Source organism: Rahnella sp. BIGb0603, from assembly GCF_024808755.1.
Taxonomy (GTDB): Bacteria; Pseudomonadota; Gammaproteobacteria; order Enterobacterales; family Enterobacteriaceae; genus Rahnella; species Rahnella contaminans.
In genome coordinates this window covers 330,043-347,126 of sequence record NZ_JANUEX010000005.1, presented here as the reverse complement: position 1 = coordinate 347,126, position 17,084 = coordinate 330,043, and the positions used below count along the sequence as shown (strand labels likewise).

Genomic DNA, 17,084 nt, shown 5'->3' with positions numbered 1-17,084 from the left:
ACCAAATTCGGCGAAATCTCCGTATCTGGTGCTGAACGTGATCGAATTTCAACAAATTATCTGAAGACGCCGACGGCTTCCACCAGCCGGTCGGCCTGTCGTTTCAGACCGGTGGAAGCGTGTGCGCCTTCCTGAACCTGAAGGGAATTCTGATGAGTGATCCGGTCGAGTTCCTCGATGGCTTTGGCGATATCCAGTAATCCCAGATTTTGTTCGCTGGTAGCGTTACGGATTTGCCCGATCAGCGACGAGACATTTCTCACCTGAGAAACAATTTCCGCCATCGTTTTACCGGCCTGATCGACTTGCTTTGATCCCGATACAACAGTCTCCACACTGGTGTCGATCAGTCTTTTGATTTCGCTGGCGGCGCTTGCACTTCGTTGCGCCAGACTGCGAACTTCACCGGCCACCACCGCAAATCCTTTTCCCTGTTCTCCGGCGCGGGCAGCTTCGACTGCCGCATTCAGCGCCAGAATATTGGTCTGGAATGCAATGCCGTCAATCACATTGGTGATGGTCGCAATCTGTTGCGAGCTGTCAGTGATTTCCTGCATTGTGCCGACAACTCCCTGCATTGCGTTACTGCCTTTTTCAGCTGCGGCGCTGGCAGTCAGCGAAAGTTTATCGGCTTCGGCGGCCGTTTGCGTATTGCTTTCAACGGTCGCACTCATTTCATTCATCGCGGCGGCAGTCTCGCCAACATTCGCGGCGGTCTGTTCAGTCCGCTGACTCAGCGCTTCGTTTCCGTTTGCCAGAGATTCACTGGCGGTGCGAACTTTGTGTGCCTGATCGTTAACGTCGTCCACCATCCACCGGCAGATCAAGCCGAGCTGGCCAACCGAGCGCAGCGTCATCCCAATTTCATCGACGCGTTCCATCGGTGTGATCGTATGACTCGCCCCGCTGGCAACCCGCAATGTCTGATGACAAAGTTGTTCGACCGGGCGCGTGATTTGCCATTCAAGCCAGAAGCCTAAAAGCAAAACAAAAAAAGTGCTGAGCGCATACGCCAAATACAACTGTGCCGATGGCAACGCAGTGAGTGTGGAAACTGCCAGAGAGTTAAGCAGGAATAAAGCAAAGAGCCCGCTGCGGATCCGTCCGCGAACAGAAAGTGTTTTTAAAATTGAGAACGGACGGGTGATGCCGGTGCGGATCAATAGGCCCCTGAACAACCGGCGGTTGTTCAGTTCACCACGATTCATTTTCTCATACAGCGCCTGAGTGTCAGAAATTTCGGTCGCGGTAGGTTTGGTCCGGACAGAAAGATAGCCTTTGGTTTTTCCGCCACGAATAATCGGCACCACGTTTGCCCGAACCCAGTAATGGTCGCCGTTTCTGCGGCGGTTTTTTACCAGCGCCGTCCAGGGAAAACCTTGCTGCAATGTGGCCCACATATCTTTGAAAGCCGACGGCGGCATGTCGGGATGCCGGACAATATTGTGGGGCTGACCGATAATATCTTCACTGGCAAAACCGCTGACTTCAATAAAAGCATCATTGGCATAGGTAATATGGCTGTCGGCGTCAGTCGTTGACATCAATGTAGCGTCGTCCGGGTACTGATATTCCCGCTGTGATACAGGTTGATTATTGCGCATAGTGACATTTCCATGGCCAGACTGCGATTTGGAGGAGATAAAAGAGGTTTAACTCTTTAGATGTCGGCATAACCAAAATTTTCTTTAGGGCTGAAAGCACGTTATTGAAATTAATGTATTCAGGTGGCAAAACGGGAGATATTTTCGCCAATTTATAAGCTACAACGATGTGTTCAGTCGAAAATATGCGCTATATCATTATGTGTGCTGTTTTTATAACCAATGCTTCAGGCGCCAATCTCCGTCATAACTCCTTCATTTTTCTTTATTCATTCTTTCTGTGACTCCAGACTTAATAGGTCTGGAGTCACAAACATTTTGCCTCTGTTTCGCAGGCTTGCTATAACTGCGCACTGTGATTTTTCTGATGGAATTCAGCGGGCGGGCAATGTGGTTTCAGGAACAGAAGTCGAAGCGGATTTTGCCGCCGAAAATGTAGGCCGCCACGTTCTGGCCTATCTTCAGCAGGTCAAAATGACACCGCTGGCGAAACTGGACGATTTTGACGAAGAGGGTAATGCGACGGTCCGGCAGGTGATCAATATCTGGATCCGACTTTCGCTGATGCTGACCCGACGTCGTCCGGAAATCGCCGTCTCTTCTTTGATGAAACATGTGCTGCCGGTGATCGGGGATGTCCCGCTGAACAAAATTTCGCGCCTGCGCCTGAACCGGTTGTTCAATATTTTGCTGGCCGAAGGGAAAATTTCGGAAGCCAAACGGGTTTTTGCGCTGTGTAAGCAATTCTTTGGTTGGGCAGAAACACAGGGTTATCTGGCACATTCGCCGCTGAGTTCCATGAAACGCCGTGATGTCGGTGGCCGTAACACACCGCCGCGCGAACGGGCGCTGACCGATGCTGAGATATGGGTGTTCTGGCATGGTCTTGATTTATGGGATATTTCAGAACAATGTCGGTGGGCATTACGTCTGTGTTTGCTGACCGCAAGACGGCCGGATGAAGTGATCCGCGCGCGGAAAGACGAGTTTAATTTGCGAATTGGCGTCTGGCGGCAGGGCACCCGAAACAAATCAGCTCGCGATCACAGTCTGCCTCTGCCGCCGCTGGCGATTATTTGCATCAATGCCTTATTAGATGCCAGCCCGAAAGACAGTGCCTGGCTAGTTCCTTCCCCGAAAGATGCACAGAAACCGTTATCCAGAGGCGCAATTACGCAGGTGATCCGTCGGATGTTGCGCGCCGAGCGTGGCCTGGGCATCGATGCTTTTTCGACCCGCGATTTACGCAGGACTGCACGTTCCAAATTATCGTCCCTCAATGTCCCCAACGATGTTGCCCGCAAAATTATGAATCACTCGCTGGAAGGCATCGACAGGGTTTACGACACTCACGACTATTTACCGCAGATGAAACAAGCGCTCGAAGCATTTTCTGACAATATAAAGGGCATTATTGACGCCCCGGATTACTTCGATTTACGCCACAAATATGAAGGCGAGTCTCTGGAACTTCCGGAAATTTCGCTGCTTTATATGGAAAGATAACGTCACTTAAATGAATTTCAGGCTCATTCATCTTCATCTGTAAACGTGCCGGGCAACGCCCCAAACCTTCGCTGGCACGGTTTGCAAAGCTGAACTGCTACACTTGGATATTGTTCGTTGTTGCCAGAAGATTAAGGAAATTATGATGCATTCACCACAATCGAACTTGGCCGGTTTACCCGAACCGACCCGGACAATCCTGCTGAGTACCGGAACCGCGGAACAAAAGCGTCAGGAAATTCGCGCTTACTTTATTCAGACATGGGAGCTCTATGAAAGCCTGTTTGATTGCCTGACCGACGAACGTGCATATTTCACTAAAGCGATTTCACTGCGGCATCCGCTCATTTTCTATTTCGGCCATACCGCTACTTTTTACATCAATAAACTCATGGCGGCGGGGCTGATCCCGCAGCGTATCGATTCCCATATCGAGGCGATGCTGGCGATCGGCGTTGACGAAATGAGCTGGGACGATCTCGATGATCAGAATTATAACTGGCCCACTGTCAGCAACTTACGGGCATATCGCGACAAAGTTCGCGAAGAAGTTCTCGGCATTATTGAGTCGATGCCGCTGACGCTTCCCGTTGGCTGGGACAGCCCGGCATGGGTGATTCTGATGGGTATCGAGCATGAACGTATTCATCTGGAAACCTCCAGCGTGCTGATCCGTCAGTTGCCGGTGAGCTGGGTCACCCCGCAGCCGCACTGGCCCGCATGCGACATTGCCCGGCATGACCGTCAGACCGTACCAGAAAACGAAACGCTGGCGATAAAAGGTGACGTTGTCACGTTAGGTAAGCAGGACGACACTTACGGCTGGGATAATGAATACGGTTCAGTAACACATAAAATTCAGGCATTTAGCGCCAGTAGAATGCTGGTCAGTAACGCAGAGTATTTCTCATTTGTAGAAAGCGGCGGTTATCAGGACACAAAATGGTGGGATGAAGAAGGCGCCGGATGGCGGGACTTTGCTCAGGCCGAAATGCCGACTTTTTGGGTCGGTTCGGCAACCGAACCGGAGCAACTGAAACTTCGGTTAATGACTGAAGAAGTGGCAATGCCGTGGGACTGGCCGGTTGAAGTGAATCAGCTGGAAGCGGCAGCATTTTGTCGCTGGAAGGCGGCACAAACGGGCGAATCCGTGCAGTTGCCGACGGAAGCTGAATGGATGATTTTGCGAAATCAGGTACAAGGTGACCAGCCTGATTGGGAAACTGCACCGGGGAATATCAACCTCGCCTGGTGGGCGTCGTCATGCCCGGTCGACCATTTTGCGCAGGGGCATTTCTTCGACATCGTGGGGAATGTATGGCAATGGGCGTCCACGCCGATCAGCGGCTTTGAAGGTTTCCGCGTGCATCCGCTTTATGATGACTTTTCCACGCCAACGTTTGACGGCAAACATTCGATGATTAAAGGCGGAAGCTGGATTTCTACCGGTAATGAAGCCCTGAAATCCTCGCGTTATGCGTTTCGTCGTCACTTTTTCCAGCACGCCGGTTTCCGGTATGTGATATCCGGTCATCAGGGACTACAGACGGTGAATCCTTACGAAACGGACGGCCTGATCGCGCAGTATCTGGATTTCCAGTACGGGCCGCGTCATTTCGATGTGCCTAATTATGCTGAGCAACTAGTTGATATTGCGGTGAAAAATGTCGGTTTGCGCGGAAGGGCGCTGGACATAGGTTGTGCGACCGGACGCGCGAGTTTCGAGCTGGCACGACATTTTGATTCTGTTGTCGGAATGGATTATTCGGCCCGATTTATTGATGTTGCTTTAGCGCTGGCTCGCGGCGAAGCCTGTCGTTATGTTATTCCGGAAGAGGGTGAGCTGGTCGATTATTGTCAGGCCTCATTGTCTGAAGTGAATATCGATGCAGAGCAAACCGGGCGCGTGAGTTTTGTGCAGGGGGATGCCTGTAACCTGAAGCCGCAGGGCGAACTGTATGATCTGGTTCTGGCCGCGAATTTACTGGACCGTTTGCGTGAACCCGCGTGTTTTCTGAAAGATATCACGCCGATGATCCGCAGTGGCGGGGTGCTGATGTTGTCCTCGCCGTATACCTGGTTGGAAGAATTCACGCCGAAGCAAAACTGGCTTGGCGGTTTCCGCGAGAACGGAGAAGCGGTGACAACGCATCAGGCTTTGCGTCGTCTGCTGGCCAGCGACTTTGAAGAAATTCAGGCACCGCAGGATATTCCGTTTGTTATCCGCGAAACAGCCCGAAAATTCCAACACACGTTGGCAGAACTTACGTTGTGGCGTAAGCGATAAAACGCTGCTGATTTCAGTCAACAAATATCAAACGGTCACGAAAATTGGCCGTTTTTTTATCTGGACATTTATCCTGCAAGGGTTCCGTTTGGGAAACGGAAAATATTGTACGTTTAGGTTAAAATTAAACCACTTTCGACCACCTTCAATGTGACTGGATATAAAGCAATTTTCACGTGATTCTTATTAAACTCGATTCAATTTTAAAGCATTCAATATCAGTTTAAATGCAGGTAATGCCTGTCTTCTGCTCGGATAATAAAGGTGGTAGCCAGGTAATATGGGTGACCAGTCCTCAAGAACCGCCACCAGTCTCCCTTCTCTTATATCTTTCTGCACCACATCTTCCGGGGCATACGCCAGCCCATATCCCTCCAGTGCTGCAGTTAATAACTGGGGTGAGGTATTGAAAATCATCTGACCGGGAACCTGTACCCGTAATTCTTGCCCTTCTTTAGTGAACTCCCAGGCAAACAGGCCGCCGTGTGTTGAAAGCCGTAGATTAGCGCAGTTGTGTGAGGTCAAATCGTGTGGTGTTTGTGGTTTAGGGTATCGGGCAAAATAGTCAGGAGAGCCGACAACCACCATACGGAAATCAGGTGAAATTCGCATGGCAATCATGTCCTTAGCAATTTGATCGCCGATGCGCACACCCGCATCGAAACGCCCCGCGACAATATCAATTAGTCCATAGTCAACATTGATTTCAAGCGTAATATCCGGGTATTCCCTCAGCAGTTTTGAGAGTTTTGGCCAGAGGATCGTGGTTGCCGCGTGGTCATGAGAGCTGATGCGTATCGTGCCACCCGGTTTTTCCCGTAGCTCTCCCAAAGTCGCAAGCTCGGTTTCAATTCCGTCGTAGTAAGGAACCAGATTCGCAAGAAGCCGCTCTCCTGCCTCTGTTGGCACCGCACCCCGAGTTGTCCTGGTCAATAGACGGATCCCCAGCCTTTCTTCTAAACCACGAATGCTATGACTGATTGCAGATTGTGAAACGCCCAGATGTGCTGCGGCGCGGGTGAAGCTTTTTTCGCGCGCGACCGTAATGAAAACGGCAAGATGATTAAAGTCTGTATGGTTCATTATGAATTCACTTCATATCGGTTATCTAAGTATGCCACTTCTGTAATGCTGCTTCATCCCCTAAAGTAAATACACGCCACCTAATCAAGCAGTGCTTGTGAGGCGTTCAAATCCACAAACAGGAGACTCAACATGCAGAAGCGACAATTAGGTAACAGTGGTTTGGAAGTATCGGCAATCGGTCTGGGTTGTATGGGACTGACTTTTGGTTACGGCCCTGCAACTGACAAAGCTGAGGCCATCAAGCTTATCCGCGCAGCTTATGAACGTGGCGTTACGCTGTTCGATACCGCAGAGGCGTACGGTCAGGTCAATGAAGAAATGGTGGGTGAGGCAGTAGCACCTTTCCGTGACCAAATCGTTATCGCGACAAAATTTGGTTTCAAGGACGGTAACGCCGCGGCGGGCCTCGACAGCCGTCCTGAACGTATCCGCATCGTGGTTGAGCAGTCCCTTAAACGTCTGAAAACAGATTATATCGATCTCTTTTACCAGCACCGTGTTGATCCTAATGTGCCAATGGAAGATGTGGCCGGTGCCGTGCGTGACCTTATTCAAGAAGGGAAGGTGAAATACTTCGGGATGTGTGAAGCAGGGGTCAAAGCTATCCGTGACGCACACTCTGTTCAGCCACTTTCTGCACTGCAAAGTGAATATTCAATGTTCACCCGTGAGCCTGAGCAGGTCATTATCCCAACACTGGAAGAACTGGGTATTGGCTTCATTCCTTTCAGCCCGCTGGGTAAAGGCTTCCTGACAGGAAAAATTGATGGCAATACCGCCTTTGCCGAAGGTGATGTGCGAAATAGTCTTCCGCGTTTTGCTGATGAAGCCCGTCAGGCTAACCACAATCTGGTGACGCTGATTGGGGAAGTCGCCAAACGTAAACAAGCCACACCGGCACAGATCGCTCTGGCCTGGTTACTGGCCAAAAAACCATGGATTGCACCGATCCCTGGCACAACTAAACTCCATCGCCTCGAAGAAAACGTTGGCGGGGCAACGGTTGAACTCACCAGTGCCGATTTGCAGGAAATTGCTGACGTATTGGCAAAAGTTCCCGTTCAGGGCGAACGCTATACCGCTGCAATGATGAAATCCATCAACCGCTAAGCCTCGCTTTTTCACCGGCGGCAGGATGTCGCCGGTCAGATCCCATATTCATGTTTGAGAGGACAACATCATGACGACTCAATCTCTTAAAGGCCGTATCGCACTGGTCACTGGCGGAACAACCGGGCTGGGTTTCGGTGCGGCTAAACGGCTGATTGAACACGGCGCTACAGTCTATATCACTGGCCGCCGCCAAAATGTACTGGACGATGCAATAAGCAAATTGGGCACTTCAGCGAGAGCGATACGCGCTGATGTCTCGAGTAAAGAAGACATGTTGCGGGCGGCCGCAACCATTAAAACTGAGCAAGGACATCTCGACATTCTGTTTGCTAATGCGGGCGGTGGTCACGCCACGCCGCTTGAACAACTGACTGAAGAACAGATCGACAGTGAACTGAGTACCAACATTAAAGGTGTTGTACTAACTATGCAGAGCATGCTGGACGTGTTGCGTGACGGTTCTTCTGTGGTTCTAAATGCGTCGATTACAGCAGATATGGGACTGCCTGGATTTGCTGTTTATGCTGCGACCAAAGCGGCCGTACGTTCTCTGGCTCGCAGCTGGACCACGGATCTTAAAGGTCGCAATATTCGGGTCAACACAATAAGCCCGGGTGTGGTGCCGACCGAAGGTTACAGCAACGAACAAAAAATGAGTGATAGCGATATTGCCTCTTACGCAGAGCGTGTTTCGACAGAAATTCCGGCCGGACGCGTGGGCACTGCGGAAGATATCGCTGATGCGCTGATCTTCCTCGTGTCCGATTCAAGCACATACATCCGCGGTATTGACCTGATTGTCGATGGTGGGATGACGCGTGTTTATGCAGGTAAAAATTGAGGATATGGGAATGCAGAAAATAAAATCAGAAGAACGTCACATCATCTGTGAACTGCGATGCAAGCCTGAGGATCGTGAACACGTTAAAGAACTTGTTCTTAAATTTGTTGAGCCAGCACGCCTGGAAGCAGGTTGCCTGTATTACGATCTCTATCAAAAAATCGATGAGCCCGACACGTTTTATATCATTGACGGTTGGGTCAACCAGGACGCGGTAACCAGCCATGCCGAAAACCCGCATGTCGCAGAAGTCATGATGGAGCTGAAGCCGCTGCTCACCTATGGACCCTCTATCAGCCTCAGTACCCGCGTCAGCGACTGATTAAAATCACCTCATCTTTATTACTGTTGATGGCATCACGTATGTCATCAATACAACGATAAACGGTACTCATATGAACGGTAAAAATCCTTATATTACGTTGAATAACGGCGTGAAAATGCCTGCACTCGGATTGGGTGTCTTCCAGTCCAAGCCTGAAGAAACCACAGAAGCGGTGAAGACGGCGTTGAATGCCGGTTACCGTTTGATCGATACAGCCGCAGCCTATTTTAATGAACGTGAAGTCGGAGAGGGGATCCGACAGTCGGACGTTAACCGCGCGGATATTTTTATCGAAACCAAGTTATGGATCACTAACTACGGTTACGAACCCGCGCTGCGCGCCTTCGATGTCAGCCTGAATAAATTGGGTATTGAGCAACTGGATCTTTGGTTACTCCATCAGCCTCTGGCGTCAGAGTTTGATAAGACCATTCAGGCTTATAAAGCGGCTGAAAAGTTGCTGACTGAAGGACGAGTGCGTGCTATTGGGGTATCAAATCTCACGCCATCTGAGCTAGACAGGCTGATTGCCGAAACCGACGTCATCCCCGCTGTTAATCAGATCCAGGTTCATCCGTATTATTCACAGGCTGAATGGCGTACGGCTAACGACCGTTACGGTATTCTCACGCAATGCTGGTCCCCGCTGGGAGGTTCTTATACCTACAACAATGCAGAGAAAAATCCTTTCGAAGATAAGGTGATCACTGACATTGCGAAGAAATATTCGAAAACGCCAGCACAGGTTATTCTTCGCTGGCATCTGGATCACGGTTTCTCCGCCATTCCAAAATCCGTTAAACCGCACCGGATTACCGAAAACTTCGACGTGTTTGATTTCAGACTCTCATCCGATGAAATCGCAGCGATTGATGCACTTGAAACTGGCGTTCGTGGTGGTCCGGACCCCGATTCATTGGATCTGGCCACCTATGGTTTCAAAATACCGGACTGATATATGTCTTCAATGACACGGGCGCGTAATTGCGCCTTTTTTATTTACTGGGAGTGACGGAGGCAGTCGACAATCACCTGAAAACCGGCGGAGAGTTGCCGTTGGCTGGGATAGTAAAGATGATATCCCGGAAATGTCGGACTCCAGTCTTCCAGTACTTTAACAAGATGCCCGTCATCTACATCCGCCTGGATAACATCCTCAGGGACAAAGCAAAGACCATGTCCTTCTTTCACCGCAGCCAACAGCTGCGGCAATGTATTAAATGTCAGTTGGCCAGATACCTGAACCTCAAGTTTTTGGCCCTCTTTTTCAAATTCCCAGGCATAGAGTCCCCCGTAAGTCTCCAGACGCAGATTGATGCAGTTGTGATGCGTAAGCTGATATGGAGTAACCGGTTTGTTATGAGTGTTAAAATATTCAGCAGCGCCAACGGCGACCATCCTGAACTCAGGGGAAATCCGTACGGCAACCATATCTTTAGCGATTTGGTCTCCCAGACGAACCCCTGCATCAAAACGCTGAGCAACGATATCAATAAACCCATACGCAATTGAGATTTCAACATTCAGGGCTGGATAGTTCACCAAAATAGGTGAGATTTTCGGCCACAGCACAGTATTTGCGACATGGTCATGAGCACTGATGCGGATTGTACCACTGGGTTTTTTCCTGAGCTCGTTTAATACTTTGAGCTCCTCTTCTATTACCTCATAGACCGGCTGAAGTTTGTTAAACAAACGCTCACCCGCCTCTGTTGTGGAGACGCCACGTGTGGTCCGGGTAAGAAGGCGGGTATCGATTTTCTCTTCAAGACGACGGATCGTATGACTTAGCGCGGACTGTGTTATACCCAGCTGAGCTGCTGCCCGCGTAAAGCTTCGTTCTCTTGCGACCAGAATAAAACTCGACAGGCTGTTCAAATCAATACGCGACATATATGAATCTCAGTCATAACGGTATGAAGATAATACCACCTACCGTCATATCTGCACCCATCCTATACTGGTTTAAACCTCTAATGATGGATAAGGAATGTAGATGCAAAAGCGCAAATTAGGTTTGGGTGGTCTTGAAGTTTCGGCTCTGGGCCTCGGTTGTATGGGCATGACCTTTGGTTATGGCCCAGCAATGGACAAGTCGGATGCGGTCACACTTATCCGTAAAGCTTACGATCAGGGGATAACCTTCTTCGACTCAGCCGAAGCCTACGGCGAAGCAAACGAAGTGCTGGTCGGCGAAGCGCTTGCACCGATGCGCAATGACGTAGTGATTGCCACTAAATTTGGTTTTAAAAACGGTATTCCTACGGCAGGTATGGATAGCACGCCTGAACGTATTCGTCTTGTGGCCGAACAGTCACTGAAACGCATGAACATTGAATGTATTGACCTGTTCTATCAGCATCGTATTGATCCTAATGTACCGATTGAAGACGTCGCCGTTACGGTGGCTGATTTGATTAAAGAAGGGAAAGTAAAACATTTCGGTATGTCTGAGGCTGGCGTTGATATGATCCGCCGGGCTAACGCGGTTCTGCCAGTGACTGCGCTGCAAAGTGAATACTCCATGTTCACACGCGAACCAGAGCAGGCCATTATCCCGACGCTGGAAGAACTGGGCATTGGCTTTGTACCATTCAGTCCTTTAGGTAAAGGCTGGCTTGCCGGGAAAATTGATAGCAAGACCGCCTTTGCGGAAGGCGACGTACGTAATGTATTGCCACGATTCACCGACGAAGCTCGCCAGGCTAACCACAGTCTGGTGGCATTGATTGGTGAAATAGCCAGCCGCAAGCACGCAACATCAAGCCAGATTGCCCTGGCCTGGTTGCTTGCCCAAAAATCGTGGATCACACCTATTCCTGGTACCACTAAACTTCATCGTCTCGAAGAAAACATTGGCGGCGCGTCAGTGTCACTAAACAGCGCTGACTTGCAAGAAATCGCAGACTTGTTAGCAAAAATGCCGGTAGAAGGCGAGCGTTATACAGCAGCAATGCAACAGACCATCAATCGTTAATAACCTAATGAAGCGGCGGGGAGCCCCGTCGCTGACGAGAGAATATCCTATGAATAATACAGGTCTGACGCGCCGCCAGCAGGCTATTGCCCCGATTTCTGCATTCACTGCGCTGGGCGACCTTCCTAAGCTGAAACTTGTACTGGAAGAAGGTTTGAAAGCCGGTCTTACCATTAACGATATCAAAGAAGTACTGGCACAGCTTTATGCTTACCTGGGTTTTCCGCGTGCTCTGAACGGGCTCGGCACCTTTATGGCCGTTGTAAACGAGCGTAAAGAACGAGGCATTGTAGATATCGTAGGTGCAGAAGCTAACCCTTTGCCTGCCGGTAAATCCCGCCTTGAGTTGGGAACTGAAGTGCAGACTTACCTGGTGGGATCACCCGTGAAGGGCCCTGTATTGGACTTTGCTCCTGCTATCGATACATATCTTAAGGATCACCTGTTTGGTGACATTTTTGGCCGTGACAACCTCGACTATATGGATCGTGAAATTGCGACCCTGGGCGCGCTTGCAGGTCTGGACGGCGTAGAACCGCAACTGATGTCTCATTTCAATATTTCTTTGAACATTGGTTTAACTGAGCAGCAATTGAAAGACGTGACTGATGCTCTGGAAAATTCCGTTAGCAAGGCTGTGGCACAACGAGCTACATCGGCGCTTGCGAAAGTTCTGGCAAGCAGAAAATAAGGCGACTCCACCCTGACAGAATAGTTATGGGGGCGAGTTATGAGAGTCAAAAGCTTCAGAAGACTATTTCTTAAAATAGCCGGTTTGAACCCATGAGCTCTTTTATACAAAAAAGGCTGACGGTCAGGTGCTATTACCCGATAAAACAGCAATCACCTGCCCGCCGGGTGAATGAAACCTCTGAACAAAACAAGCTGAATAAAGTCAGTCGTGATCTGTAATTTGCAGGCTATATAGCCAATTAACCTTATCAAAACCTCTTTCACTTGCGGGAGAGGTTTTTTCTGCACAACCGATGCCTGCTTCATAGCTAACGGACGTGCGATCCCTCAGGAATGATTCACCTGCTAAGAGAATACTAATGAACAGAAGAAAGTTGCTCAAATTACTCTCCACGACACCTTTGCTGGTGGCATCAGCACCTTTACTTGCAGCCAATAAAAATCATGCTCTGGGCAGTGGTAAAAAGACGTTTGTTATGACACACGGTGCATTTCACGGTGGCTGGTGTTGGCGCGATGTTGCTGCGATTTTACGGTCAAAAGGGCACCTTGTTTATACTCCAACCTATAGTGGTTTAGGTGAGCGTGCACACTTATTGAATAACGAGATCGACCTCAATACTTTTATTGAGGACGTGATGGCCGTTATAGAGTGTGAGGAACTGCAAAACGTCGTCTTAGTGGGACACAGTTTTGGCGGTTACGTGATTAGCGGGGTGGCTGATCGTATGGGCGATCGCATTGGCTCCATGATTTATCTTGATGCACCGATGGGTACCAACGGTAAGTCTGTCTTAGATGAAGCTCCCCCTGATGTACGCAAAGCCCGCACTGATGCTGCAATTGACGTTTTTGGTACACGTGCTATTGCAACACCACCAGCCACTGCATTCGGCCTGTCAGATCCGCAACAAATCGCCTGGGTTAACCGCCGGATGACAGCAATGCCTTTCAAGGCTTACGAAACACCGCTCAAACTTAATGGCATACCGGGGGGCAATTTCCCGAAAAAATTCATTCACTGCGTTCACCCTGTCTTACCAAATATTGTCCCTTCTGCTGTTTATGCGAAAAACAACGGTTGGGATTATCACGAATTACAGACAGGCCATGAGGCCATGATCACGTTACCAGAACAAGTTGCAGCACTGCTTTTAGCGCCGGTTGTTACTCACCAACAAACAGTCGCCTGACAGATAAGGGGGATGTGTTGAGTTTTTGTGACCGTAAAGGGAGATATGGCATCGATACAAGGTAATACCCGCAATGATTCCAATACATCCCCGGAAATAATTCTCCGTGCCAGCGTTTATGTGCCGTAGGCAAGGGGGGGGGGGGGAATATATCGTCATTAAAGAAAGGGTCAAAATGACACAGGATGAATAATGCATCGCGATCACTTATTAAATTTGCACACATTTGCGGTAGTTGCCCAAGAGAAGAACTTTTCTAAAGCAGCAGTTCTATTGGGCAGTACTCAGTCCGCCATCAGCCACGCGATGAATCGTCTGGAAGATCGCATTGGCGTCCGTTTACTCAACAGGACAACTCGAAGCGTATCAGTTACGCAGGCCGGCACTCAGCTTCTTAAAACCCTGCGGCCGTCACTGGAAAGTATTGAAACTGTTCTGGCTGAACTGGAATCTTTCCGCGACATACCGAGCGGACTTATCAGGATCGCTTCGCCGGAACATGCAACGAGGCAAATTCTCGTGCCGGCACTGGCACAGATGCTGTCTTCTTATCCTGAGATTTCTATCGAGATAGATGTCACCTTACAGGTGAAAGACATTGTTGAGGAACAATACGATGCAGGGGTTTGTATTGGGGAACTACTGCATAAAGACATGGTGGCTTTACCTATTGGCCCTAAAATGCGAATGGCGGTTGTGGGCTCACCCGAATATTTCGCACGAAATGAATCACCTGTTATGCCACAAGATCTTAAAAACCATCGTTGCATAGGATACAGACGGCCCGGTACAGGGACAATTTATGAATGGGAATTCGAATCAGAATCTCAGACATACAGGCATAAACCGGATAGGGCATTGACCGTTAATGAACTCGACACTCTGATTGACTTTGCGCTCTCAGGGGCCGGACTTATATGTGTCCCAGATTTTCATATTCTGGATAAACTGGAAAATAACGTACTGATACAGGTGTTGCATAATTGGTCGGCACCTTTTGAAGGTTATAGTTTGTATTATTCCACCAGGAGAGCACCTACTCAGGCATTTCGAATTCTGATGGACTCTCTGAGATTGTAAAAGACCCCGACTGAAATTCAGTAAGGAGAGTGTCTTTGCAGACTGGGGTTTAATATATTTTTAATAGCGAAGGACATCGCATGATCAACCAACAACGAAGAAAGTTACTGGGCGCAGGAAGTCTTTTAGCAGGGGTATCCGCACTTTCATTGACCGCCAATGCTATGGGTGCGAAAGCAACCTTGGCTCAAAATAATAACCGAAATGCAGAAAACGCTATCATGGCCGAAAACGTATATCTTAATCTTAATGACGTACAGTTTCTGTTCGCAGATTTGCACCCTGCACTGGTCAATACCAGTATCACCAATTCGCCGGGTCAGCTTGCTGGCAATGCCGGAAGCCTGGCAAAAGTCGCGTCGGTGCTGAAAATTCCTATGCTTTTCCTGACCGTCACAAAGGGGGGGGTGATCCCTGAACTCGCATCTTATGCTAACTCTCAGAATACAATTTTTCGCACGAATGCTGATCCATTCCAGGAGCCTAGCATCATTGATGCGTTGGCCACGAATAAGCGTAACACATTAATTGTAGCGGGATACAGTACGGAGGTTGCCGTATTGCTTTCTGTATTGGGCGCACGCAGTCATGATTACCAGGTTCATGTAGTCGTTGACTGTATTGGCAGCCGTTCTTCACGCACAGAGTCAGCTTCGCTTGTGCAGGCAAGCCAGGCTGGGGCAGTACAAACATCGGTATTAACAGTTGCTGCACAACTCGCGCCGGAATTTTCCCGCGAACCAGGCAAGACAATACTGTCCATTATTTCCGACGTTCTGAACCGGTCATAACTTACCTAAAAAACTAACGGTCAATGGAAACTCACACCGCAAGCCGTGAATTTTTACGTCAGATATAGATAATTAATAATAGTACGTATTTTCAGGAAGAAACTACTCATGCAGAATTTTGAAATTATCCTCGTTTTGTTGCTGGGAGCAGCCTTACTTTCATTAGCCGCCGGAAGGTTAAAAGTTCCCTATCCGGTTTTTCTGGCTTTATTGGGAGCCGCGATTGCTGTTATTCCCGGGATCCCCGTTTTCAGTCTTTCAAGTGAGTTAATCCTGGCTTTACTGGTAGCGCCGGTTCTGCTGGATGCCGCTCATGATATTTCGTTTCGCGACCTGCGACGAAATAAGCTCCCGATACTCTCTCTGGTCGTTGTTGCAGTAGGATTGACGTGTATTGCTGTAACATTTATCGCAAAGGCTTTTTTCCCTGACATGCCCTGGGCAGCGGCTATAGCTCTTGGAGCTTTACTTGCTCCGACTGATGCCGTAGCCGCAATCGCTGTAATGAGGCAGATTGAATTACCGCACAGAATCAAAGTCATTCTGGAGGGTGAGAGTCTCTTTAATGATGCTTCTTCGTTATTAATTTATGGACTCGCGGTACAGACCCTGGTCACCGGTTCATTTCATGTGGCGGATGCACTGACGGCCTTTCTGCTTGTAGCCGTCGGGAGTGTGTGTGCCGGTTGGATTTTAGCCAAAGTTATTGTTCGTTTACTGCAACAAATTCAAGACCCGGCTACATCGACCGTTCTGCAATTTGTCACAATTTTTGGTGTATGGGTCCTCGCTGAACACCTTCATTTGTCCGGTGTTATTACTGTGGTTTGCTACGGTCTGACTGCAGCCAGAGCGCCGTCATCTTCCATGTCAGCCCGCGTCAGGATTATTTCATTTGCGACTTGGGAAACGGTGACTTTTGTACTGAATATTTTAGCTTTTGTACTGGTGGGATTGCAGCTTCGCGATATTCTCCCTTTGATCCGGCCTGAGTGGGTTGGAATAGCATTCATCAGTCTCACTGCCGTAATACTGGTACGCGTTCTTTGGGTCTTCTTGTATCACTTTTTATATGTACGTGGCCTGATTCGCCCTGCACCCGGCGTCAGCCTGGGAAGAGATGACTTAAAAGAGGGGATTGTTGTCGGCTGGTCAGGTATGAGGGGGATTGTTACGCTGGCAGCAGCACTCGCATTGCCTGATGGATTTCCATATCGTAATTTCATCCTACTTGTCGCGTTTGTGGTGGTTCTTGGGACGTTGTTGCTTCAGGGACTAACACTCAGGCTTTTATTGCGTTTGCTAAATTTACCCTACGACGATCAATCAGAAGCGGAAACTAAACTGGCCAGAGCCTATGTATTCGGAATAATGCGCACTGATGCTCCTTCAATTTCTGATTCGAAAAGTATGACTCCTGACAAAAATATTCTGTTGGCCAGGGAGACGCTCGATGATTTACGTAAAAGTGAAAAAATTGGTGACGGGGTATACCGCAAAATAGAACAGGAAATTGACTGGCTGGATTTGAGCAATCGAAAGTGATGAGTGCGGCGCTCAGGTAAAGATATTTCATCTTGGGCGTCTA

Annotated in this window: 15 protein-coding genes; 12 read left to right on the top strand and 3 right to left on the bottom strand. The window is 49.1% G+C overall.

Features of this window, described 5'->3' with window-relative positions; all coding sequences use genetic code 11:
* Window positions 1-56 precede the first annotated feature (56 nt).
* Window positions 57-1,604: a methyl-accepting chemotaxis protein gene (locus tag M2403_RS15680; protein WP_217153644.1), complete on the bottom strand. Its 1,548-nt coding sequence runs from the start codon at window positions 1,602-1,604 to the stop codon at window positions 57-59.
* A gap of 390 nt (window positions 1,605-1,994) precedes the next feature.
* On the opposite strand from M2403_RS15680, the gene M2403_RS15675 reads away from it, so the two are divergent.
* Both M2403_RS15675 and ovoA read left to right on the top strand, forming a co-directional pair.
* Window positions 1,995-3,110 carry a tyrosine-type recombinase/integrase gene (locus M2403_RS15675; RefSeq protein ID WP_405047832.1) on the top strand — a complete coding sequence of 372 codons (1,116 nt, stop codon included), beginning with the start codon at window positions 1,995-1,997 and terminating at the stop codon, window positions 3,108-3,110.
* Window positions 3,111-3,255: 145 nt separating this feature from the next.
* On the top strand, window positions 3,256-5,397 hold the full coding sequence (gene ovoA, locus M2403_RS15670) for a 5-histidylcysteine sulfoxide synthase (RefSeq protein ID WP_259230172.1): 2,142 nt from the start codon (window positions 3,256-3,258) through the stop codon (window positions 5,395-5,397).
* A 186-nt stretch (window positions 5,398-5,583) separates the two neighbouring features.
* Here ovoA and M2403_RS15665 read toward each other — a convergent pair whose 3' ends face one another.
* Window positions 5,584-6,480, bottom strand: a complete 897-nt coding sequence (locus tag M2403_RS15665) for a LysR family transcriptional regulator (protein ID WP_054888144.1) — start codon at window positions 6,478-6,480, stop codon at window positions 5,584-5,586.
* Window positions 6,481-6,612: 132 nt separating this feature from the next.
* Between M2403_RS15665 and M2403_RS15660 the strand changes: the two genes are divergently transcribed.
* The 4 genes from M2403_RS15660 to M2403_RS15645 all read left to right on the top strand — a co-directional run bounded on the left by M2403_RS15660 (window position 6,613) and on the right by M2403_RS15645 (window position 9,717).
* The gene (locus M2403_RS15660) at window positions 6,613-7,593 is read left to right on the top strand and encodes an aldo/keto reductase (protein WP_054888143.1); all 981 of its coding nucleotides are present in this window, start codon (window positions 6,613-6,615) and stop codon (window positions 7,591-7,593) included.
* 70 nt (window positions 7,594-7,663) lie between these two features.
* Window positions 7,664-8,437, top strand: a complete 774-nt coding sequence (locus tag M2403_RS15655; RefSeq protein WP_054888142.1) for an SDR family NAD(P)-dependent oxidoreductase — start codon at window positions 7,664-7,666, stop codon at window positions 8,435-8,437.
* A gap of 10 nt (window positions 8,438-8,447) precedes the next feature.
* The gene (locus M2403_RS15650) at window positions 8,448-8,759 is read left to right on the top strand and encodes a putative quinol monooxygenase (protein ID WP_054888141.1); all 312 of its coding nucleotides are present in this window, start codon (window positions 8,448-8,450) and stop codon (window positions 8,757-8,759) included.
* Between the two features lie 73 nt (window positions 8,760-8,832).
* The gene (locus M2403_RS15645) at window positions 8,833-9,717 is read left to right on the top strand and encodes an aldo/keto reductase (RefSeq protein WP_054888140.1); all 885 of its coding nucleotides are present in this window, start codon (window positions 8,833-8,835) and stop codon (window positions 9,715-9,717) included.
* Window positions 9,718-9,761: 44 nt separating this feature from the next.
* Here M2403_RS15645 and M2403_RS15640 read toward each other — a convergent pair whose 3' ends face one another.
* On the bottom strand, window positions 9,762-10,655 hold the full coding sequence (locus M2403_RS15640) for a LysR family transcriptional regulator (RefSeq protein ID WP_054888139.1): 894 nt from the start codon (window positions 10,653-10,655) through the stop codon (window positions 9,762-9,764).
* Window positions 10,656-10,758: 103 nt separating this feature from the next.
* Between M2403_RS15640 and M2403_RS15635 the strand changes: the two genes are divergently transcribed.
* The 6 genes from M2403_RS15635 to M2403_RS15610 all read left to right on the top strand — a co-directional run bounded on the left by M2403_RS15635 (window position 10,759) and on the right by M2403_RS15610 (window position 17,041).
* Entirely contained in the window at window positions 10,759-11,739 is a 981-nt protein-coding gene (locus tag M2403_RS15635) for an aldo/keto reductase (RefSeq protein WP_259229941.1), read from the top strand.
* A 49-nt stretch (window positions 11,740-11,788) separates the two neighbouring features.
* On the top strand, window positions 11,789-12,430 hold the full coding sequence (locus M2403_RS15630; RefSeq protein WP_259229940.1) for a carboxymuconolactone decarboxylase family protein: 642 nt from the start codon (window positions 11,789-11,791) through the stop codon (window positions 12,428-12,430).
* Between the two features lie 361 nt (window positions 12,431-12,791).
* Window positions 12,792-13,625 carry an alpha/beta hydrolase gene (locus M2403_RS15625; RefSeq protein WP_259229939.1) on the top strand — a complete coding sequence of 278 codons (834 nt, stop codon included), beginning with the start codon at window positions 12,792-12,794 and terminating at the stop codon, window positions 13,623-13,625.
* Window positions 13,626-13,817: 192 nt separating this feature from the next.
* Window positions 13,818-14,705 (top strand): LysR substrate-binding domain-containing protein, encoded by an 888-nt coding sequence (locus M2403_RS15620; RefSeq protein ID WP_259229937.1) that lies wholly within the window; start codon window positions 13,818-13,820, stop codon window positions 14,703-14,705.
* A gap of 80 nt (window positions 14,706-14,785) precedes the next feature.
* Window positions 14,786-15,496: an isochorismatase family protein gene (locus M2403_RS15615; RefSeq protein WP_259229935.1), complete on the top strand. Its 711-nt coding sequence runs from the start codon at window positions 14,786-14,788 to the stop codon at window positions 15,494-15,496.
* A 108-nt stretch (window positions 15,497-15,604) separates the two neighbouring features.
* Complete coding sequence (locus tag M2403_RS15610) at window positions 15,605-17,041, top strand: sodium:proton antiporter (RefSeq protein WP_054888135.1); 1,437 nt, start codon at window positions 15,605-15,607, stop codon at window positions 17,039-17,041.
* Window positions 17,042-17,084 lie beyond the last annotated feature (43 nt).